Annotated in this window: 17 protein-coding genes and 1 pseudogene; 8 read left to right on the forward strand and 10 right to left on the reverse strand. The window is 56.2% G+C overall.

What is annotated here, in order from left to right; translation table 11 throughout:
• The 4 genes and pseudogenes from Q0D31_RS23520 to Q0D31_RS23535 all read right to left on the reverse strand — a co-directional run.
• Positions 1–232, reverse strand: a pseudogene (locus Q0D31_RS23520) (hypothetical protein); the annotation flags it as partial.
• 350 nt (positions 233–582) lie between these two features.
• Positions 583–1,038 carry a hypothetical protein gene (locus tag Q0D31_RS23525; RefSeq protein ID WP_291856613.1) on the reverse strand — a complete coding sequence of 152 codons (456 nt, stop codon included), beginning with the start codon at positions 1,036–1,038 and terminating at the stop codon, positions 583–585.
• Positions 1,038–2,342: a site-specific DNA-methyltransferase gene (locus Q0D31_RS23530; protein ID WP_291856615.1), complete on the reverse strand. Its 1,305-nt coding sequence runs from the start codon at positions 2,340–2,342 to the stop codon at positions 1,038–1,040. The genes Q0D31_RS23525 and Q0D31_RS23530 overlap by 1 nt, the downstream gene beginning before the upstream one ends.
• Positions 2,335–2,745: a DUF5681 domain-containing protein gene (locus Q0D31_RS23535; RefSeq protein ID WP_291856617.1), complete on the reverse strand. Its 411-nt coding sequence runs from the start codon at positions 2,743–2,745 to the stop codon at positions 2,335–2,337. The genes Q0D31_RS23530 and Q0D31_RS23535 overlap by 8 nt, the downstream gene beginning before the upstream one ends.
• A 5-nt stretch (positions 2,746–2,750) precedes the next feature.
• Between Q0D31_RS23535 and Q0D31_RS23540 the strand changes: the two genes are divergently transcribed.
• Positions 2,751–3,044 carry a hypothetical protein gene (locus tag Q0D31_RS23540; RefSeq protein WP_291856618.1) on the forward strand — a complete coding sequence of 98 codons (294 nt, stop codon included), beginning with the start codon at positions 2,751–2,753 and terminating at the stop codon, positions 3,042–3,044.
• A 483-nt stretch (positions 3,045–3,527) separates the two neighbouring features.
• On the opposite strand, the gene Q0D31_RS23545 is transcribed toward Q0D31_RS23540, so the two are convergent.
• From Q0D31_RS23545 to Q0D31_RS23565, 5 genes are all read right to left on the reverse strand, one after another.
• A complete protein-coding gene (locus Q0D31_RS23545) occupies positions 3,528–4,895 on the reverse strand; it encodes a phage/plasmid primase, P4 family (protein ID WP_291856620.1) in 1,368 nt (455 codons plus the stop codon).
• A 2-nt stretch (positions 4,896–4,897) separates the two neighbouring features.
• On the reverse strand, positions 4,898–5,575 hold the full coding sequence (locus Q0D31_RS23550; RefSeq protein WP_291856622.1) for a toprim domain-containing protein: 678 nt from the start codon (positions 5,573–5,575) through the stop codon (positions 4,898–4,900).
• A gap of 209 nt (positions 5,576–5,784) precedes the next feature.
• Entirely contained in the window at positions 5,785–6,015 is a 231-nt protein-coding gene (locus Q0D31_RS23555) for a helix-turn-helix domain-containing protein (RefSeq protein WP_291856624.1), read from the reverse strand.
• 100 nt (positions 6,016–6,115) lie between these two features.
• Positions 6,116–7,060, reverse strand: a complete 945-nt coding sequence (locus Q0D31_RS23560) for a hypothetical protein (RefSeq protein ID WP_291856626.1) — start codon at positions 7,058–7,060, stop codon at positions 6,116–6,118.
• A complete protein-coding gene (locus tag Q0D31_RS23565) occupies positions 7,041–8,216 on the reverse strand; it encodes a hypothetical protein (protein WP_291856628.1) in 1,176 nt (391 codons plus the stop codon). Before Q0D31_RS23565 ends, Q0D31_RS23560 begins: the two co-directional genes overlap by 20 nt.
• A 177-nt stretch (positions 8,217–8,393) precedes the next feature.
• Between Q0D31_RS23565 and Q0D31_RS23570 the strand changes: the two genes are divergently transcribed.
• From Q0D31_RS23570 to Q0D31_RS23590, 5 genes are all read left to right on the forward strand, one after another.
• Positions 8,394–8,594, forward strand: a complete 201-nt coding sequence (locus Q0D31_RS23570) for a hypothetical protein (RefSeq protein WP_291856630.1) — start codon at positions 8,394–8,396, stop codon at positions 8,592–8,594.
• Positions 8,587–9,033, forward strand: coding sequence for a DUF2924 domain-containing protein (locus Q0D31_RS23575; RefSeq protein ID WP_291856632.1), 447 nt, complete (start codon positions 8,587–8,589; stop codon positions 9,031–9,033). Before Q0D31_RS23570 ends, Q0D31_RS23575 begins: the two co-directional genes overlap by 8 nt.
• Positions 9,030–10,364, forward strand: a complete 1,335-nt coding sequence (locus Q0D31_RS23580) for a recombinase family protein (protein WP_291856634.1) — start codon at positions 9,030–9,032, stop codon at positions 10,362–10,364. The genes Q0D31_RS23575 and Q0D31_RS23580 overlap by 4 nt, the downstream gene beginning before the upstream one ends.
• Complete coding sequence (locus Q0D31_RS23585; protein WP_291856636.1) at positions 10,361–10,783, forward strand: hypothetical protein; 423 nt, start codon at positions 10,361–10,363, stop codon at positions 10,781–10,783. Before Q0D31_RS23580 ends, Q0D31_RS23585 begins: the two co-directional genes overlap by 4 nt.
• A 334-nt stretch (positions 10,784–11,117) precedes the next feature.
• Positions 11,118–12,329, forward strand: coding sequence for a hypothetical protein (locus tag Q0D31_RS23590; protein WP_291856637.1), 1,212 nt, complete (start codon positions 11,118–11,120; stop codon positions 12,327–12,329).
• 286 nt (positions 12,330–12,615) lie between these two features.
• Here the strand turns inward: Q0D31_RS23590 and Q0D31_RS23595 are convergent, their stop codons facing one another.
• Positions 12,616–15,873 (reverse strand): hypothetical protein, encoded by a 3,258-nt coding sequence (locus Q0D31_RS23595; protein ID WP_291856639.1) that lies wholly within the window; start codon positions 15,871–15,873, stop codon positions 12,616–12,618.
• 602 nt (positions 15,874–16,475) lie between these two features.
• Between Q0D31_RS23595 and Q0D31_RS23600 the strand changes: the two genes are divergently transcribed.
• Together Q0D31_RS23600 and Q0D31_RS23605 are read left to right on the forward strand one after the other, a co-directional pair.
• A complete protein-coding gene (locus tag Q0D31_RS23600; RefSeq protein WP_291856641.1) occupies positions 16,476–18,299 on the forward strand; it encodes an ATP-binding protein in 1,824 nt (607 codons plus the stop codon).
• The gene (locus Q0D31_RS23605) at positions 18,299–19,729 is read left to right on the forward strand and encodes an SIR2 family protein (RefSeq protein ID WP_291856643.1); all 1,431 of its coding nucleotides are present in this window, start codon (positions 18,299–18,301) and stop codon (positions 19,727–19,729) included. The genes Q0D31_RS23600 and Q0D31_RS23605 overlap by 1 nt, the downstream gene beginning before the upstream one ends.
• Positions 19,730–20,356: the final 627 nt, after the last annotated feature.

Consider the following 20,356-nt stretch of genomic DNA (forward strand, 5'->3'; position numbering starts at 1 on the left):
ATCGTTCGATTGCGGCCCGCTGTGCATCAATCCCGAGACCGGAGCGCTGCTGGCCCTTCGTCGAAACCCTGAGGTATGAAATTGCCTGCTCCATGTACAAAGGGCATACCACCGTATGCGATCTGGTCGTAGCGCAAACAAGAGCAACATAGTTGCTGTTTTCATGTTGCAGCAGCGCAGACAAATCCCGAACTTCGTTGTTGCTCCGCGACATGCCGAAGGCGGCTGACAAGCGACGAGTTTGCCGGCGCTGGAATGTTGCGGGGTGAAGGACTGAACGCAACGCTAGCCAATTGTGGCCTTCCTATTGGCGGTCCGCGCTGCCTTGCTCGCCATACTTTTTAACCCACTCCTCAATGGTAAGGCACTTGCCTGGCACGATCACAATCGGTTGCCGCATCAGCCGGCACGCCGCCAATTGCAGCCGCTCTTCTGCTGTTGGGGGGTCGCTTAGATGGACGACGTAAGGAAGGCCACCTCGGCTACCGGAATTGGCAGTGCCTGCCCTGACACGCCGGATGATTTCGGCCGCGACATCCTGAGCGTTCGCCTTTGATGCAACGCGCCTGGACACCGACCGGCTCAGGTCTTGGGCGTCAGTCGGAGAACGTTACCCGCCGCGCGCTCTTCGGTATCCAGCTCCGCATTGATGGTCTTCAAGGGGTGTCGGGCAATGTCCGCACTGAGGGCGTCGATCATGCTCATCAGCTCCTCGTCGCTGAGCTCGCTTAGGTCCTTCCTCGCAATGGCTCCGGAGTGCCGCAACTCCATCGGAGTCTCCCGCCACTTTGCCCGGGTCTTGAGCCAGAAGATTTGTGCCGTCACGTTGCCGTTCTTGGCAGCATTGAACAGGAAGCCGGCGACCTGGGCATTGGCCTTGGCCTCCCCCAGATCGAGCTCCTCCCGGTAGTACTTCCGCAGCGTCTTCGGATCGATCCCGACCACCCCTGAGATATCGGCTTCAGGGATGCCATAGGCGGCCAGGGCTTCGACTTGGCGGCGCTGCCCGGGATCGGGCCGGTGTGCGCGCCGTCCCATCAGGCGGCTCTTTCGGCCTGCCGTTCGGCCGCTACTTCCTCAAACGATGTGCCGGCGCCCAGATGGGTTGCCTTCGAGCCCGTAAAGGCCTGCCAACGCAGCACCGTAACATCAACGTAGGCCGGATTGATCTCGATCGCCAAACATGAGCGGCCGGTCATTTCTGCGGCGATGATGGTCGTACCCGATCCGCTGAAAGGGTCGTAGACCGCCTGCCCCGGCGACGAGTTGTTCTCTATCGGCCGGCGCATACACTCGACGGGCTTTTGAGTTCCGTGCCCGTGCCCGTCGTCGTCGCGGGCATTGATGGTCCATACCGTCGATTGCTTGCGATCCCCACTCCAGTGGGCCCCTGACGTTCCGCGGACCGCATACCAGCATGGTTCGTGCTGCCAATGGTAGTGACCCCTGCTGAACGCGAACCGGTCCTTGGCCCAGATGATCTGCGCGCGCACGCCGAAGCCCGACGCTTCCAGCGATTGTTTGACCTCACTCGTATGCAGGCTGGCGTGCCAGATGTATGCGACCGACCCGGGAAACAGGACCCAGGCCTCCCGCCAGTCGTCCTGGTCGTCATTGACGACCTTGCCCAGCTTGCGGGGGTTGAGGTTTACACCGGCGCGCTTTCGCCAGGCTGGGTCATAGCTGACGCCGTAGGGCGGATCGGTCACCATCAGGTGGGGGCTTACGCCCGCCAACACGGCACCGACATCGTCCGGGGACGTGCTGTCACCACAGATCAGCCTATGCCCGTCCAATACCCAGATGTCGCCCGGCCTTGTCACGGGATTGCTCGGCAGATCGGGTACAACGTCCGGATCGGTTAGTCCGTCCGTGGTTCGCGCAGCTAAGGCCGCCCGCTCCTCGTCCGAAAACCCGATCAGGTCGAGATCGAACCCAAGGACCTCAAGCTCGCCGATTTCAAGACCCAGCAGTTCCTGGTTCCAACCGCCGTTCAGGGTCAGCTTGTTGTCGGCAATGGTGTAGGCGCGCCTTTGCGCTTCGGTCCATCCGGCCGCCACCATGACCGGCACATTTGCGATGCGAAGCTTTTGTGCCGCCAATACCCGGCCGTGGCCGGCAATGATCGTTCCGTCTTCGGCGACCAGCACCGGATTGGTCCAGCCCCATTCGCGGATGGAGGCTGCGATCTGACCGATCTGCACATCACTGTGGGTGCGGGCATTGCGTGCATAGGGAACCAGGCGCCCAATTGGCCATCGTTCGATACGATCCGCCGGCCAGATTGTCTTCCCTGCAGAGTTGCCTGAAGCCTGGGATTTTACGGACGGGGTCTTAAGCATCGTCTTCCGTCTCTGCACCCGGCGGCTTCCAGCTTACGATGACTCGCCGGATCTCGGTAATGTCTCCGGTGTTATCGTCTTGAAACTGCCCGACCTGCTCTGCCAGTTTGAACAAGATGGCAACGTTTCGCGGGTCGCCCTTCAAAGCGCCGATCACCACGCCCCGCACGATCGCTTCGGCCTTGGATAGTTTTTTGACGTCTGATCCTTCGCGCAGCGATATCTCTTCATTCAGTATCTTGTTGAAGAGCGTCTTGAAGTTCTGACTTCCCTTGGCTCGCCCGCTTGGATTTCCTGATTGCCCTGGCTGGAAGCGACTATGCACGGGTGGGCTGCCGTAGCCGATCTTCGCAGGCGGAAGAACACCCCCCTCTGCATCGTCATCAATATCGCTGATGGACATCGGCGTTGCTCTCGGTGGCTAATCCGGGCGACATCGAATCGATGATTTTGCCCGACACGGTTAAAGTCAACTGGCGCTCATTTTCGAACGACTGCGATGAATCATGCTTCCGGGCCTCGATCCGAGTCAGACGAAAGCAAATCGAGGACAACCCCAAGCGGACCACTGGCGCTTCCATCGCTGTTGCGCGTGAGCGCATGCCGAATGGTTTCCGCGGTCACACCGTGTTGCAAACAAATCGACGTGAGTATCGCGGCATCACGAGCGACGGCCTCGATCGCGCTTCCGCTGCGCCCTGAGCCGTTGATAAAAATTTCCGCGATCAGTCCAGTGTCGAAATAGCCGAGCCCGGCAGTGTAGCGGTGACCAGCGTGCTCAAAGTCCAGAAGATCATGGCGCCTTCGCTGCGGTAGTCGCGTTCGCCTTCGTGAGGGATCTACTGTTGGCGTTGGCTCGCTCATAATTGGCCGTTAATTGTTCCCTGGCATTGCCGCGACCAAATCATCAAACTGGAGTCTGACAGATTTATGGAAGAGCACAATAACCGTTGTCTACGCAGCACTGCGCTTGTTTGCGATGAATGCTTTTATGGCAATCTAGCGGACCTACACCACGAGGCTATGACGCTCGTGACGTTCGTGACGTTGATTCCCACAATAGGCTCTTACGCGCGCGCGTGTGGGCGATTATCCCAAAAATGCGTCACCAACGTCACGAACGTCACAAGGCCAGTTCATGTAGTTCTACCATTCAGCAGAATTGAGCTCACGTGGTACACCGAGTTATGCACCCGCGTTGAAAGTCGCCTTCGGTTTCAAGCGGATGCCGAAAAATTCACGTTTCTTTGCGCTGCGGTAAAACTTGAAGCCTTCCTGATCCATTTTGTCGTTAAAGCTCTGACGCGTGCCGGGAGGATGACCAGCCGTCAATGCGAATTCCTTCCATGACTTGAACAGTTCGCTGCTGGTCTCGGACTTGTTGTTATTGCCTTTTTCGCAATCGCAATCCTCATCGAGCCAGTGCACGAACAGGTCCTGGTCGGAGAAGTAGTCCTTCGTCGCCGCGACCACGCTGTCAGGTTTCAACAGGCCACGGCGCTGCCAGTCGAGGCATCCCTCGACCATCCACTGCATAATCGCCGGCGCTTCCGCCATCAGCTTCCGTTCAAGCTCGCGATCGGGCCTTTCAGGCCTTTTATCGAATGGGACAATCAAAAAGCGTCGTCGTGCCGCGTCATCGACGTTCCGTAAAACGGGCTTGTGGTTGCCGACTACGGTAAGCTTGAACTGGGGAACAAAGGTAAAATTATTCTGTCGCATGAAACGCGCTGTGATCCGGTCGCCACCGGTCATCTGTTTAATGCGCGACTCGGCCCAAGCCCTCCCCTCCTCCGTTTCCGAAGCGGTTACAAGGCGCGCGCCGCGCAGCATAGCCATATCGGTGGTGTGCTTGTCGGTCTTGGATGCTGTGAAGGTGTCCATCGCGGCGGTGGAGGCATACTGATTTAAAATCGCCGTCACGATATTCAGGAACACGCTCTTCCCGTTGCCGCCCGGTCCGTACACGAACACCAGTGCATGTTCGCGGGTGACGCCCGTCAGGCTGTAGCCGCACCACTGTTTCAGGAAGATGACCAAGTCGGTGTCATCACCAGTTGTCTCTCGCAGAAATCGGTTCCACAGAGGGCAGTCTTCGCTGGTCGGTGCCACCAGCGTACTCTTGGTAATGCCTTCTTCACGTATACCGGGACGCAGATGTCCGGTACGGAGGTCTACCGTACCGTTCGGCGTGCCGATGAGCCAAGGGTCATTGTCCCAGAAATCAGTCGAAACAGCGACCCTCGGGTCGCCTTTGGCGAATTTCTCCACGCCGTCGGCGAACGCTGCTCTTCCGACGCTGACGCGTTTCTTATCATCCGCATCTTCAACCATGGATCGGATCAGTTCCCTGGCGAACTGGAATGCCAGCCTGGTTTTGTCCTTCCGCCAGATCTGGTTGTCCCAGCGATACCAGCAACCGCTATCGTGACAGAAGCGCAGATCACGACCATGCTGTTCGATAAATGCCAGACCGGCAAAATCCTCGCTGACGGCTTCATTGGACAGGGTCGGCTCCAGGCGCCGTTTCGATATGTTGACCGCGCCTGCCATGCTCACTTCATGGCCCTCCACGCGTCATTAAAGTCGTTGCCGACGTTGGAGGTGATGATGTTGACGGGCTTGCGCGCGTCTAGGTAACGCTTCGCACAGACTTTCACGTCGCGCCGGCTCGTTTGATCGTTTTCCTGCAGTATCGTGAGTTCGGGGAGGTCCCTGATCACGGGAAAATTACGCACGGCGCCGCTGGAGCCCAGCGCCCAGCATGGCGCGTAACCCGCTGCCCGAGCCGAAAGCACCGTCTCAATCCCCTCCCCGACGGTCAGCGCATGAACCGGCAGAAAATCAAACTTGATGGCGGCACCTTTTGCGATGCCTAACATCTTGCGGCCGACCTTTTGCCCGGTGTCGGAAGCGAGATAGGTTCGGTGGATGCCGGTCGGCTCGTTGGTTTCGATGTTGCGCAGAAGGCAAACCATTCCGGGCAGCCTGACCTGCGGGTCGACATAGAGCGATTCATGGTACCGTATGACATGGCCGGCTACGTCGGGTAGAAGATCTAAACCGCGGTGCTGACGCAAATAGAACTCGACGACGGAACCGACGGGGTTTGACGCCTCGGACCAGATCCGAAGTGCGAATTGCTTTTTACGTCGCTTGTCTAAGTCGGGCCCGGCGTCGCTTACTGAAAACGGCGCGGACCGTTGTCTGTCGCTTGCGGACCAACGGTCCAACGCTAAGCACTCCCGAACAAAATCGCGACAACGGAGCGGATCATCACCAGCGTGGCTATAGATTACAAATCCGCTCGGCGCTCTGCTGTTAAGTCTAATGGAAAGCGACCGGTCGGCTTTGCTGTGGCCCGGTCCCGGCACGTTGACGCTGTCCGGGCCTGTGACCTGACCTCCCATGGCGGCAACAATCGACCGAGGATTGAGGCCTCTCACCGACGGTCCCCCGCAACTACCATGCACAGTGACGAGACCGGGTGCTTTGTGCTGTCGTGGAGGCGACTGTGTTCAAAAGCTTCGACGTCCTCCAACCGATAGATTATGCGGCCTACCAGCTTGATGTAACGCGGCCCCTCGCCGGTCCAGCGCCAGCGCTCCAGAGTGCGTGGGCTGATCGACCAGCGGCGGGCGAGATCGAGCTGGCTAAGGTGATTGATTGGCATCGTGCTTGTCCTCGGTTAGCTGCGAACAACTGCGAGGAAACATCGGCGACGAGAACGGAGGAAAACCAGCCGGGTAAAACGGAGTAAAAAACGGAGTAACTCAAAGTTCGAACCAAGAGAGTCCCTTTTTTGTCCGAATCAAGGGCTTCAGCACCAGCCAATGCGGGCTGTTTCGGAAAGCCTTCGCGATGGTGTCGACTGTTGGCGCCGCCTCGCTCAATACGTCCTGTGTGCGCGCAGGCTTCCCACCGACGTAAGATTCGACAAGCTTTTTAATGATAGATCGGTGCACTGGCCCGCGTAGATGCAATACCTGGCCCTTCAGATTCAACACGCGACCATCAGGGCTGAGATTTACGGCATCGACAGGCTTTGGCACCCTATACCCGGTCCACCGCGCCACCAGTTGTGTACGATCAATGGCAAAATCCTTCCCGTCGGAATTGAGCAGGGAGTAAACGGACTTCAGTTCGAAACAATCGGCGCCGTCGATGGGCGAGACATGGCGGCTACTTGTCAAGAGAACACCACCATCGACTGCTCCGCGTTGTTTCAGAGACCGGCCGACCTCAATGGCAATTGAATTCGATCCCAATCCTCGGGCGAAGACGAGGGGGACCTTAATTCTCGACGTGACGCAAATGTCTCCAACGACCCAGCACGCATCTGGGACAACAATGAAGGGTCTGCCCGCATTCACGAGATCCAGCGCCGCCGTGAGCCATCTCAACCACCAGCCGAAATCGGCCCGATAGAGTTGAATTGATTTCTGATCCGGTATGACAAACCCATCAGTTGGAGAAAAATACCCGTAGGCGCTCTCGTTGTCTAGCCAGATCAGATCCACATTGCGAGGCGTTTCATCCTCAAAGGATGTTATCGATCGGGCGAAGCCGTCGGCCACAAGGGCCCCCGCCGCTACAAGTTCACGGCCTGCTTTGACACTGAACTCATCAAGGGTCATCTGCAAAACGACGGGCGGATTGTGATCGATAAGTCGAAGAAAGAGTTCGCCTGCGCCACGACTAAGCCGAACTGATGCCATGGCCCTCATCTCCAATCCGCAATCCCCATTTTTGGAGATATTTATTCAGGATGATGCGCTCGCGATCGGTTTTGCCTCGGACGTTACATTTATTCGGATAGGTGAGATCAACAAAAATTTTCTTGCCGCGCTTCGAACCTGCAGTCGGTTCGTAAAGCACTTCGATGCGCGCCTTCCAGGGATAGAGGTCACCTTCGAGTGGGCTCCGTCCTGCATAGTGATCGTACAAAATTTCTTGCAGCGTCGCGGGATCTTTGAATTTGATCATGAACTGCTGGGTGAGCCGTTGATCCGACGAAGATAGCGTAAGCATTGTATGCTTTACATTTTGGATGCGATCGGCGGGATCCGTGGGGAAGGGGTGTTCGTCCATCAAGGGCGATAAGTCCAGTCGCAGTGGCGGCAGCGTCTCGCCCGACAACTCGGCATCGAGCAAAGTTTTGGCGAATTGGAAGGCGATCGTGCGACGCGTCTCACGGTGCTGCGAAATGATTTCGATCGTACCGCTGTCCGCTTCATAAATTATAGCCGTCTCTCGAACTGGCCGGCGCGAACGATTGCGCAGGAAATCATCTGCGAATTCGAGTTCATCCACGGGCGGACCTTCGGAATATACGGTGAGTTGCGTTACAAGCCGGTCCGCCATGTCGCCGCGCTGCCGCAACCGTCGGAATGTTTCGATCGAGATTTTTTCGATACCCAGAACTGCCCTGAGTTGTTCTTTGAACGCAGTCTCGCTGTCCTTTGACGCGGAAACTTCTCGACGACGGGGACCGATGAAGCCATCCCACAGTCGGACGGAGTTCTGGTTTTGCTCTGCAAACCGAATCTCTTCGGCCTGTCGAAAGGCCTCAGGTGATCTTAAGAACAACCAATGAGCACGCGCGTAGGCTCCGTCGATCTCCTCAAGCCTTGCGCGCCATTCGGGTAGTGCCAGCATGGCAGTCTGGCCGACTTCGTCAGCCATGTTGTGCACGCCCTCCAGTTCTACTGCTAGGCGCTCGGCAGGGAGCGCATCAGGTATCGACGCAAGCGCTCGCACAAATTGGGCTGCCGGCGAAGCTGGAGTAAGCGAATGAACTACGTTGTGCTTATCCAGATGAGCGATCAGGTCGACCGGCCTCGCGGTGCGTACGATATGAGCGTTGGAAAGCATTTTCGTGACTCCTAGAATCGTTGGAGCCCTATTTTATGATCGGAACAGATGGCGAACAAGTACTCACCTTTTCGCTCTTCTACGATTTTCTCCTAGCCGGTTATTTTGTGGCCGCGATATTACTATAAGCGATTGTTTCTTCTGTCTTTATCGCTCCTCCGACTTCATCATGCCGTCATGATGATTCCAGTGCACGGCGGGGAAAACTCAAACGAACGGCTGGCCGAAATTGCCGACATCCTTTCGCTTGGCCTTCAGCGTCTTACCGCCCGCCAGTCCAGCAATTTTTCTGCCGACCGCGGAGAAAGTTCGCTTCACATCTCGCCCGACCAGAGCGGTGGTGCGTCTCCCTGCTTTGCGGAGATTTCGGATGGCTGATCCGGTTCTGGCTCAATTGGCCGAACTAAAGGGCGCGTCAGCACCGGTTCTGAAGGCCAAATGGCGCGCACTCTTTGATAGCGAGCCCCCTCCCTATAACCGGCGCTTCCTTGAAAGCCGTCTTGCCTACCGAATCCAGGAGCTGGCCTATGGCGGGCTGAAAAAGGAGACGGTCGAGCGGCTGCGGTTGTTGGCAAAGCAGTACGACAGCAAGGCTGGCGTAAGTGTGAAGAGCCGCCCTGATCGCTTGCCGATCGCCGGGACACGATTGGTTCGGGAATGGAAGGGCCAGCAGCATTCGGTCACCATTCGCACCGACGGCTTTGAATTTCAGGGTAGGCCTTACAAGTCCCTCTCGGCCATTGCCCGCGAGATTACCGGCGTTCGGTGGAACGGATGGGTATTCTTCGGGCTCAAGAACCATCGAGGGGCGGCATGACGAGGAAGTTGACCTCACCCTCCCCGCTAAAGCCTAAGCTTCGCTGCGCGGTCTATACGCGCAAATCTAGCGAGGAAGGCTTAGAGATGGAGTTCAATTCACTGGACGCCCAGCGCGAGGCCTGTGAGGCTTACGCCGCGAGCCAGCGAGGCGAAGGCTGGCTTCTTGTGCCCGATCGCTACGACGATGGTGGCTTCTCAGGCGGCACGCTCGACCGCCCTGCCCTGAAGCGGTTGCTCACCGACATCGAGGCCGGCAAGGTCGATGTTGTGGTGGTCTACAAGATCGACCGGCTCTCGCGCTCGCTGATGGACTTTTCCCGGCTGGTCGAACTATTCGATCAGCACAAGGTAACATTTGTGTCGGTGACCCAGTCCTTCAACACCACCACATCAATGGGCCGGTTGACGCTGAATATCCTGCTGTCCTTTGCCCAGTTCGAGCGCGAGGTCATTGGCGAGCGCATCCGAGACAAATTCGCGGCATCCCGCAAGCGCGGCATATGGATGGGCGGCTGGGCGCCGCTGGGCTACGAGGTCAAAGACCGGAAGCTGATCATCAACGAGGTCGATGCGAAGCTGGTTCGGTCGATCTTTCAGCGCTTCCTCAAGGTCGGCTCGGCCACCAATTTGGCCCGGCAACTGATCGCCGAAAACGTCCGCAACAAGTACGGCAAGCTGATCGACAAGGGCATGCTGTACAAATTGCTCAACAATCCCGTTTATATCGGCGTGGCCATGCACAAGGGTGTCGCATATCCCGGTGAGCACGTCGGCATCGTCGATCGGAAGACCTGGGACCGGGTGCAAGCCAAGTTTCGGGAAAGCCCCCGCAAGCGAGCGGCTGCCACAAGGGCACAAACGCCCGCGCTGCTAAAAGGGATCATCTATGGCCCCACCGGCACCGCCATGTCGCCGACGCACACGCGGAAGAATGGCAGGCTTTATCGTTACTATCTCAGCCAGAGCGTTCTGAAGCAGGGTTCGGGCGACTGTCCCGTTGCCCGAGTGCCGGCCGCCGAGATCGAGAAAATTGTGGTCGATCAGGTTCGCCTTCTGCTCGTCTCCCCCGAAATCATCGTCCAGACATGGCGCTGCGCCCGCAAATCCATCAAGGGCTTGATCGAGTCCGACGTACGCAGCTCGCTGTTGGCGTTCGAACCGCTTTGGAATGAACTCTTCCCCGCAGAACAATCCCGCATCATCTCGCTTCTCGTCGAGCGCGTTGATGTCCGGACCGATCGCGTCGACATCAAGCTCCGGATCGACGGGGTCACGTCCCTCCTCGGCGAGTTGACCGGCAACTGCATCGCTCGGCAGGATGCCGCATGACGACGGGCGCCCAGGCGATCAAAGCCCAAATCAGCAAGGATGGGCGCACCGCGGTGGTCAGCATTTCCGTGAGTTTTCTGCAGCGCGGCGGCCGCAAGCAGATCCTGTCACCTCCGGGAACGACACCATGGTCGGCCGTGCCGCGTCTTGACAGCGCCCTGGTCAAGGCCGTGGTCCGCGCCCACCGTTGGCGGCATATGCTCGAGAGCGGCGAATACTCCTCCGCGGCAGAACTGGCCAAAGCCGAGAAAGTCAACGATTCGTACCTCAGCCGCATCCTGCGGCTCACCCTGATCGCCCCAGATATCATCGAAGAGATCCTGTCCGGACGCCAACCCAGCACGCTTCAGCTTGACGATTTGCTCAAGCCTTTGCCAGCGGCATGGGGACGGCAGCGCTCCGAGCTGCTTCAGCAGTAACGGAATGACGTCGATCGATCTGAGCCTCAAAAACCGCAGACTTGTTGTGTAAAGTGAATTATCCACCGAGTCCAAACGCTGACTATCCCGAGAAGTCAGTCTTGACCCGAAACGGGTTCGCAGGTGGGCGTGGCGGTTGCAACAATGTCCGGCGCGCCTACTGACTGACCCATACTAACTCTATATACTGCAATTCAGCCCTTGGCCGGCAAGGATAAATATAGTTCGATCAATTGAAGCGACGCGCACAACGCCGTTTCGTAGCGCCGCTGTATGATCGCTTCACTGATGTGATTTAGGTTCGACAGCTGCGCAAAGATGAAAGAGAGGGCCGATGGCAAAACTTTCGTCAGGTAAGCTCACTCCCGTTAGTCTCATGGCTATAGATGCCGCCCGACACTCCAAAGTCGTTCTTGAAAGCGCCAAGAAGACGGCCGATCAGGTTTTTGGGGAACTCGAGGCTCGGGTCGCCCAAGAAGTAAAAACTAAGGGAGGCCGGATGCTTGGTTGGGCCGGGGACGGGGGTATCGCGCATTTCACTGTTGCCGATCACAAGGATGATGGCACACGCGCACGCAACGCGCTTGCCTGCGCCGAAAACCTCGCGAATTGGATGCCCAGCTTCAACGATCAGCATGGGCTGGGCCCTGCCCATGCTGTGTGCCTTCGCATAGCGTTGCACTCAGGCGAGTTCGTGTGGAATGAGCGGCGGGGATCTATCCACAGCTCTGATGTAAATTTCGTAGCGCATTTAGAACACGCGCTACCGGTTGGCACCATTGCGGCTTCTCGAGAGTTTGTGAACTACCTTCCCGATCGCGAGAAGGCGGCCTTCATCGAAGCAGGCGACTTTGAAGAGCATAAAATCTTTCTGTTCGCCAGGAACCCGGAAAAGCGCGACGAGTCACTTCGCTTATTCAAGACCAAACAGAATCTCAAAGCGCTCGCTGACGAGTGTCAAAGATTTGGTCTAGAATACTTTGGTTTCCGCCGATTGAACGCACCTCTACCTCCGGCAGAAAACTTGTACGAAAGCGCGAAGTCAGACATTCTGATCGTTGGCTTGTCGCTAGCAAGCACATTCCACGAGGGTAGAAATCCGGTTCTTGAATCACTTCGTTCCGCCAGTAAGCGGAATGTCGCAATTCACCTGCTGGTTCTTGACCCGGCTAGTATCGGCAAGGGATTTGCAGAAGGCGTACACAATATTAATACGACTATCCAACGCCTCGCGAATGAGGTTTCCTCCGGCCGTCTAGATCCAGCTCGCACCTTCCTCCGCAAGCTACAGTCCTGGCCGCATTTCTTTGGTATCATGATCGACGGTGATGTCACCGGCGCGGCCGATGTGGCCGCCCTCGTGGCGACTGGACGTCACGCAGTCGTGCGCATGCAGGCCACGATTCCTCCCGAGTCAGATCGAAGCCAGCACTTCGCGCCGCTGTTTCAGTTCGCGTCCTCAGCCCCAGATTCCGAGGCAATAGACGCCTACATTCGCGGCTTTCGTCACTACTGGCACATAGCGGAGCCCCACTCCTTCGCCTGACCCGCGCCAATTTCCCCGAGAACCTTCGACACCGCCGAGGCGCTCGGCCTCGACGTCCCGGAAAAACTCCTGGCCAACTAAGTGATCGAGTAACTGCTTGCACTTTGGCGAAGTCGGCATTCTGGCAAATGCGCCCTTTGCGCGCTAAACCCGGCCATCGATGGATGGGAAGCTGGGGACGCGGTCAATGCAGATTCGCTAACCCATTGTTATGGAACTCGGCCGACCAGCGCCTCAACATCGGTGATCCAAGAATCCGAAGCCGTTCCTAAATCGATTCTTAAATTCAGAGATTCAATAAGCTTCCCAGCCAATTGCGTTGAGGACTCGCTGAGCCTTTGATGCAATCAAGGAACATCCCGCTCCTTTCCGAGACTCGAGCCTGATCATCAGGACCGTGGTCCATATCCGTTTGAAGGGCACGGACATTGCTCCAGCTTAAGGATTTATCGTTTAGCAGTTCGAACATTGTTCGCCCACGATAAGGGCGGGTTCTAAAGTGAGCCAGCGTTACCTTCGCTGAAATCTTAGTATTCCATAGCGCCTCAGGAAACGCGACCAGATCAAGGCCCAGCAACTGTTTCAGTCCTTCAATCTGCTTCTGCGCCGCCTGGTATTGCCCGCGCCCCACCAGTTGATACATACCCCGCGGTCGAAAATCCCAGCCGTCATCCGTCCCCGGCCTGTTTCCGAATTTATTGCCGTCATAACCTAGGATAAAATTCGTAAACTCCTTGGGTCGATTAAGCAGGGAAGTGACATCGACGGCCTGTTTGCCCGCAGCCACAAGAGCCGCATTGATCTCGTCAATTCGATTACGCCAGCGAGGCGGAATCTGGGTCGCTCTGCTAAATGAAAAGTTCTCACTTTTGCGCGTGAATTCCACGCTGTCGTAAGAAACAGAACCAAGAATATAGGCTAGGATTCGCGGATCTTTCTCCTTCTCGTCCAATTCGTCCCATTCTTGCAGCAGGGCTTTGATCTGCTCGGCCTGAAAGTATGCCAAGTAGCTTTGACGGTATGGCGACGGAGGCTCTGGGGTAGATTGGTTATTCTTAACAGGCTTGCTGACGCGTTGTTCATAGGCCTTCACTCTTGCTTGATATCTGGCATAGCTACGCGGCTGGACCCATTTGCTTTCATAACAAGCAAGCAACGGGTCCGGTACGACTTTTGCTTTCGGATTCTTCGGGTGATTCCCTTGCTCTTTCTTCTCCCCGTCCGGCGCCTTGACCTGCTCATCATCGAGCGCGCTTACATATGCTTCGGCTATGTTGGAGTCCTTTAGCGCCTGAAACGCCGACGGCACCGATCCATTCAAAAGGTGAAAGACCCTAATCTGAAGGCAGTCTGCATTGCTCTGTTTACTTCGCGATTGATTAAAATCGGTGCTGGGCAGACAGTCCCAAAATCGGCCGCTGCTCACCGAGACGATATCGCCCGTTTTCTCTGACAGAGTCCAACCAAGCGGCAGGCTGTAGAACAGTCCTGTTAGGTCTGTTCTGGCAAACACCTGGAAGCTACGCCCAATCGAAGCATCCTCATTTTGAGGCAGACGATTATCACGTGAAGCTCTGTTAAGAGCAATGTAGGTTCGCGAACTTCGGGTGCTTAGGAGTGCGCGCACGGGCTCCATAAGCTCGCCGACGGTGAACGCTCCATGGTCTCCGAAATCGCCGCTCACCAACGACAAGAGGTAAATTTTGAACTTCGGCACATCGGAGGTTCCCTGAACGCTCTTCAGCTTTTCGATCAAATCCAACGCTGTCTCGACGCCCGAATTTTCGACGTAACCCCCGTCAACAAGGCGTGCCTTTGGATGGGCCGTAATACAGTCGTTTTTCAGCGTAACCGTAGATGCAGGCGTTACCCACGGGAAACGAGCACTCGCAAAGGCGGCCGTGCTAAGTGGGATATGAATTGAACTACTCTCGACAGTTTGATCGACGCCTTTCCCTTGGCGCTGCAGATTTGCAAAAATGCATAGGTCTTTGTCTTTTGGATGGGTAGGATCTATGTCGAATGGCGCCATAACCACGCGCTTGCCACTGCCCACATCGGTCGTATTCAGCAATAGCGCCGGCATACTGTTGTCGGGCGTCCAGTGGGATTGATAGTCGGCCTTCAATAGATTCGTTTGAGTGCCAACGTCTTTACGGCCCTTAAGCATTTTGTCCGCTGCATTTTCGAAAGTGTATTCTAAGAAGCGAGCGCGATCGAAGAACGGAACAGCGATCGGCGAGAAGAGCTGCGTGAAGTCGGGAAAAAGGAACCCCGCGATCAACGGCGAGAGAAAGTCCGTCTCCAGAACGCGCGCAACACGTTGTTCAACAGGTCCGGGCGCATCAATGTCATCGGCTCGGCCAGTGCCGGCCAAGAATTGCGCAATTTTCGGACACGCCCGACCCACTGCAGCGTCAACATCTAGGGAAGGCTTATCCGCATGAAGCGCCGCGGCGAAAGTGGCCGAGCCGACACTGCCGCCAGATACAGCGCTTATCGCGAACAGATGATGCCGAAACGCCGGACATAAGTCCTGCATGCGAGCCAGAAATCGCGCTGAATTGTGGGCCGCGTAGATGCCACCGCCCTGCGCCGCTACAATGAACACGGGATACTCCCCGAGTCTCTCCGCCTCAGCAACTCGGGAAGGCTGATTTAACCAAGTTTGAAACGCAGTTACCGCGGGGACTCGCGGCGATGCTTGCCGCGCTGTTCCGTGCGGTACAGTTCGCAGTTCATGATTGTCACTCTCCGCGAAACAGGCGATCAAAAACAGGGACCCAAATATGAGGGGCAGATACGGTACGCTGTGCTGGATAGTCTTCAGAGACAGATGAATCGTGACGCCGATTACGCAAGCTGCAAATAGCGCGATGACGCCGAATGATCCAACGAACTGAGCGATGCCGTCGGGTACAAGAATGAACGCCGTCGTTAGCAGGGCTATGCAAACGCTGGTGGCCACGAAAAATCTCAAGCGGGTAAAGTAACTCTCATTAGCCCGCTGCGAAAACGAGACAAGAGCGCGTGCGGAGCCGACTCGCCACGCGAAGGCCACGAACACGACTAGCAACACCAAGAATCCAAGAGCGATAAACACAAGTGTCAATCGCTCTGATGCAAGCGCCTGATCTTGTATACGAAAGATACTTCCCACCTCGCTAATCGAGCGCATTTTTTCAGGCGAAAGGCGAGGATCATCAGGTCGCGAAGCGAACTGGCCTGCCATTGCAGCTACTATAGGAAGCGCTCCCAAGATCACCGGAAGCATTCTTATATAAAAGCCCAAACGACCGGTGGTATTCGGCATCTGCTCCTTCGACGCCGTGGTTAGCTGCAACGCGCCAAGCCAAATCGCAATTGCTATTAACGCAATTGCGAGAAATTCCTTAAAGGCTACCCACCCGGCATCGTCAGCCGCTATCCGATAGAGTTCGCGGATTTGGTCCGGCAGATAGAGCAGTACCGAGAGAAACACAGACAGAACAATGATCCATCTGAGGTTTCGCAGTAGTGTAAAAAGTTGTTCTCGCACAGTCATACCAGCCTCCCCATCGACGAGCACTGTGGGTTGAGAACGAAACAAGAGCCCACGAGCAACTCGGGCAGTGGCGCCCATACGTGTCAAATCGACCTATAGTAGTTTTTTACCGTATGCACAATCCAATTGCCGCGCTTGGTTGCGATGATGTCGAATCGAGCAGCACCCCTTTATTCGGTCCATTATGCTATATGCGCTAGTGGGCGAGACGCGGTGTGCAACACGAGCGCAGCTACCGTGAGCCAATTAAATGTTCACCTGCGGTTGTTCGCCCATCGAATGTTATGGAGTATGCCTGCAGGTCGACTGATAAGGCTTCTACTCATGCCTAGTCAGTACTGGTCTGAGTTCATACCCTCGGTTGCGGGACGGAGTCAGTCCGGGACCACACCAAACGCGTGCGCTAGCGCCGGCTCGCTACCTTTTGCACTCGGGCCGTTTCTGGACTATTGGAGCGCCCATCGGGCTCGTCTAATTCGCTTCTGACAACGGTTTAAACTCAACGCCGGGTTGCTTTTTCATTGGATATGCCTCCTTCTAGAGCCCGCGGCGTCGGATCGCCGCTCCCTAGCCCGACCGAGCATCCACAAAGAGGGCTCCAATTGGAATTCAAAACTAGCAATAATCTCATCGACCTGCTTGTCGGCCGCAATTTATATTCAAACCCAAACGTCGCGATGCGCGAGCTCCTGCAGAATGCTGAGGATGCTTGCTATTTGCAGTCCCTCGCGGAGCCCTCATTCGCGCCGGAAATTATTGTTCGCTATTCCCCATACGAAAATTGGGTCGAGATCGAGGACAATGGCCTGGGCATGGATCATGAGATTTTCGAAGAAAGTTTCGCCACAATAGGCGCTTCAAAGGCGACTTCGCCGAAGCTCCAGGCTCTCATCTCAATGGCCGCCGACGGCAATCGACCGATTGGGCAGTTTGGGATCGGGGTGCTCAGCTGTTTCGGCGTAGCGGACTCCGTCGAGGTAAGAACCCGCGCCGTTGGTACCGCCCCATTATCAGTTGCCATCCCGGACCGACATCGTCCGTTCGAGGAATCTCAGGATCATCGCGACACCCGGGGCACGACCCTCCGGCTGCGCCTTAAAAGCGGAGGTCCGATGCAAGCCGGCCAAGTGCCCGATGCCGTCGCGCGCTACGTTCGCCACGCTCGTTACATTTGGCTAGAAAACGTCGACTCGCAATCCAAATCACTCGTTCCGGAAAGATGGCTTGTTCAGGCATGGGAAGAGTCATCAGAAGTCAAATTCGAAGGTGTGGAAAAAGGCCATCTTCAACTGAGCGATGCATGGGATAATATACAGAATGGCTTTGGTGTGAGCCTCGTCTTGTGTAACGGGGGTTTCTTGGTATCAGAAACGGCCGCCGACGTGCTTCCACAGATGGCCATCGGTTTCACAGGTGAAATTGACATAAAACCCGGCGCACTCTCGATTCTCATGAATCGCGAAGGTTTTCAACACGACGAGCGCTGGACCACTTTCGTGGCTGGATTGACCACTCACTATCGTGCTCGTGTGGCCCAAAAACTTGATGGCTGGCTAAGCGAGGATTTGAGCGCCGCTGCCATTGACCGGCTCCGTGCGATGCAACGTGTGGCCCTTCTCATCCTGAACACACCGATGAGCGACGTAGTGGGTCCGGAAAATGTCGAGCGGGCGTTCCGGCTGGCGCCCGACGTTCTTCTTCTAGCTGGCGGCCACGCGCAGCGATTCGAGCCGGTGGCGCTGGCCGCTCGGGCCAAACCGCCTTTGTACGCCCATTCTTCAGACGATCGACAGCAACAGTCGAGGTCGTTCTCAGATGGAGCGCAAAACTTCACTCTAACCGAAAGCATTTCCAGTTCGGACCTACGAATGTCTCTGCTCCGATTGAATGGGTTCGCTGTAGTTCGAACTGAACGGCACGACTACAACGTACAGTTCGGCAGCGGCAGTCAGACTTTCCAAATACACGACTTTGAAATATTGACGAAACTTTGCGGAAGAACTGGAATTGCTCTTGCTCGTGTACTCGACGCGCCGAGAGAACATACCCTCATTGGCTCTTCGCCGGATGCAGAAGCTGTCGCGGACCTCATGCAGTTAACATCGAACCTAAAAATTCAATCGGTCGAGACCATGGCCGATGCAATCATTGCCGACTTCAACGGCTACATTCTCAACGCTAACAATGCCGACGTTCGAAGAATCCTCGAGATTATGCCAGAGGCTGTAGGCAATCCGGTTCGTAAGGCTTTGCTGGGTGTATATTTCGCGCTATCGACGTATGAAATCCGAACTGCTCGACAAACAATCCTGGATCTCATCACAGATCCACAGTTTGAGCTGAAGTCGCGGCGCACAACCGGTCGGTATTTCCGCGCTTTCTTGCAAGAGCGGGTCGATGCTATTTTAGCGTCGAGGGAGCGATAATGCCCAAAGTTGCTTTTCTACTCGGAGCTGGAGCATCCTTTCCGTTCGGCATTCCAATGATGCGCCAATTCTATGAAGAATTCGTGGCATACATTCGAAACCAGAGAGCACACTGTGCTCCGCTCCTTGAAAAGATTATGGCCGGCTGTGGAGAGTCGCCGGACCTTGAGCTGCTTATCCAGCGCTTGGAAGAGGTCCGAGGAATCAGGAGTGGATTGACCGCCTTAGGGCAAAGCGCGGGCGACCTCAACGAGCAGATTTCGCTCGCCGATGAGCTCCGCGGTTACCTTGATAGCTTCCTTATCGAAACGTGCGAGCGCTTCGATGCGGATCTGGTGAAACGGAAATTCTCTCGCCTAGTTGAGTTCGCGTACAAGCGCGATGCCTACGTCTTCACAACGAACTACGATCGTCTCGTAGAAGTGGCAGCAGCAAGTCGTGACCTGAGATGCGCCGACGGTTTCGAGCCAACGTCCACCCGCCCCGAGTCGCGATGGACCGGCATATTCGACGGCGGCGTCCGGCTCATCAAGCTTCATGGCTCCGTGAATTGGTACGAGGAGCAGGAATCCGGCAGCGTCTTTCGACTTGAGCGCGGCTATTCAATGCCGTCTCACGAGTATCGGCTTACACATGGGGAGCGCGCGTTGCGTCCTCTGATGATCATTCCAACATTGGAAAAGGCGCTTATGAAGCAGCCTTACGCCGGGCTCATGACCAAGTTCGGCGACGCTTTGCGAGAAATCTCGGTGTTCATCGTGGTGGGCAATAGCTTGCGCGACGAGCATCTTCGCAACACAATCGTCCAGCGCGCGAATGACCTCGACATCATTCTGATCAACCCTGCGGCGTCTAGCCAAGTCGATGTAGCGGCTAACAGGGCGGCAACTCATGCGGTCTCCCTCGGAATTGAGCAATTTCTCGATGGTGGCTTGGATGGTCTCGGACGACTACTGGATGACCTGGAGGCATCGACGGACACCGGCGCTCGAAGGTCCCTCGTAGCGGCTTACTCAATTGAGATGATTCGCCTTGCGGCCGAAGGCATGACCCAAGACGATTTCGCATTGCTGGATGGCCTGAGTTCAGGTGATGAAGACACAATACTTCAAATGTTGCGCGGTCTGAAGGCGCCCGTGCACACTAGGCTCATGGAGCAAGTTCGCGCATTAGCGGCAAAACCGGGTGATGAATCGGTTCGTGTGGCCGCCATTGATGTTTTGATCGAAGTCTCCGGCGCTGACGCCATCGGAACTCTGGAAGAAATTGCTACGTCTCCTGGCTTATTACTCGTGCGTTCTGAAGCGGCGCTAGCGCTTCGATCGTTACAAGTTCGAGCGGCCGCTGACGCTCTCGAACGGATTCGCGTTGCGACCATCGGGGATCGCTCAATGTCGTCGCTATTTGTCGATCAAAGCAAGTCTAGTTGAACTCGCCGAACTTAATCTCGCCCGCTCACAACCTTCGTTTCGGCGCGTCTAACAAGGCGCTGGCCGAGCTTCACGGAGGCATGGGCCGTCATCCTTGACGAAGCCGAGGATGTCAGCTGTTGCGATTTATCGCGATCCGTCGGACGCTGTTCTTGGCTTCCGTTGTACACAATCTAAACGCTCGCTTGGCCTCGATACGTCCAAGAGAGGCTCTGAGACTTTCGAGGTCTCTCAGTTGGAAGGCGTTCAAGGCGTACGGGACTGCCGGAGCCGCCACGCAGGGTGAATCGAAACCGATCTCCGGTTGCGACCTCCCGAAAACGGGAATATTCCGGCACGTAGCCGGAGACTATCGGCTATTTCGCGCCGGAAACGGCCAAATTCCGAACCTGGAGACCGATAGCCAATTCCCAAAAGCCCGCCATTGGCGGGCATTTCTACGACTATTAGGAGCGGTTTCTCCGAGCGCCGGACTGTCTGGCTGGGGCGGGAGGATCCGAACCTCGATACGGCGAATTGGACATCGGGCGCTCTCACCTGTCCAAGAGAAACCGCAGAACCTCTTCCCGTCGAAATTCCTAAGTAGCTCGAAGCATTCAAATTTAAAGAACCGTACCGAATCGAAGG

The organism is Bradyrhizobium sp. (assembly GCF_022844465.1).
In the GTDB taxonomy this organism is placed as follows: domain Bacteria; phylum Pseudomonadota; class Alphaproteobacteria; order Rhizobiales; family Xanthobacteraceae; genus Bradyrhizobium.

Excerpts from the sequence above, each read along its gene's own strand:
- Q0D31_RS23525 (WP_291856613.1), bottom strand. The coding sequence starts at position 1,038 with ATGGGACGGCGCGCACACCGGCCCGATCCCGGGCAGCGCCGCCAAGTC.
- Q0D31_RS23530 (WP_291856615.1), bottom strand. The coding sequence starts at position 2,342 with ATGCTTAAGACCCCGTCCGTAAAATCCCAGGCTTCAGGCAACTCTGCA.
- Q0D31_RS23535 (WP_291856617.1), bottom strand. The coding sequence starts at position 2,745 with ATGTCCATCAGCGATATTGATGACGATGCAGAGGGGGGTGTTCTTCCG.
- Q0D31_RS23545 (WP_291856620.1), bottom strand. The coding sequence starts at position 4,895 with ATGGCAGGCGCGGTCAACATATCGAAACGGCGCCTGGAGCCGACCCTG.
- Q0D31_RS23555 (WP_291856624.1), bottom strand. The coding sequence starts at position 6,015 with ATGCCAATCAATCACCTTAGCCAGCTCGATCTCGCCCGCCGCTGGTCG.
- Q0D31_RS23560 (WP_291856626.1), bottom strand. The coding sequence starts at position 7,060 with ATGGCATCAGTTCGGCTTAGTCGTGGCGCAGGCGAACTCTTTCTTCGA.
- Q0D31_RS23565 (WP_291856628.1), bottom strand. The coding sequence starts at position 8,216 with ATGCTTTCCAACGCTCATATCGTACGCACCGCGAGGCCGGTCGACCTG.
- Q0D31_RS23570 (WP_291856630.1), top strand. The coding sequence starts at position 8,394 with ATGATGATTCCAGTGCACGGCGGGGAAAACTCAAACGAACGGCTGGCC.
- Q0D31_RS23575 (WP_291856632.1), top strand. The coding sequence starts at position 8,587 with ATGGCTGATCCGGTTCTGGCTCAATTGGCCGAACTAAAGGGCGCGTCA.
- Q0D31_RS23580 (WP_291856634.1), top strand. The coding sequence starts at position 9,030 with ATGACGAGGAAGTTGACCTCACCCTCCCCGCTAAAGCCTAAGCTTCGC.
- Q0D31_RS23585 (WP_291856636.1), top strand. The coding sequence starts at position 10,361 with ATGACGACGGGCGCCCAGGCGATCAAAGCCCAAATCAGCAAGGATGGG.
- Q0D31_RS23590 (WP_291856637.1), top strand. The coding sequence starts at position 11,118 with ATGGCAAAACTTTCGTCAGGTAAGCTCACTCCCGTTAGTCTCATGGCT.
- Q0D31_RS23595 (WP_291856639.1), bottom strand. The coding sequence starts at position 15,873 with ATGACTGTGCGAGAACAACTTTTTACACTACTGCGAAACCTCAGATGG.
- Q0D31_RS23605 (WP_291856643.1), top strand. The coding sequence starts at position 18,299 with ATGCCCAAAGTTGCTTTTCTACTCGGAGCTGGAGCATCCTTTCCGTTC.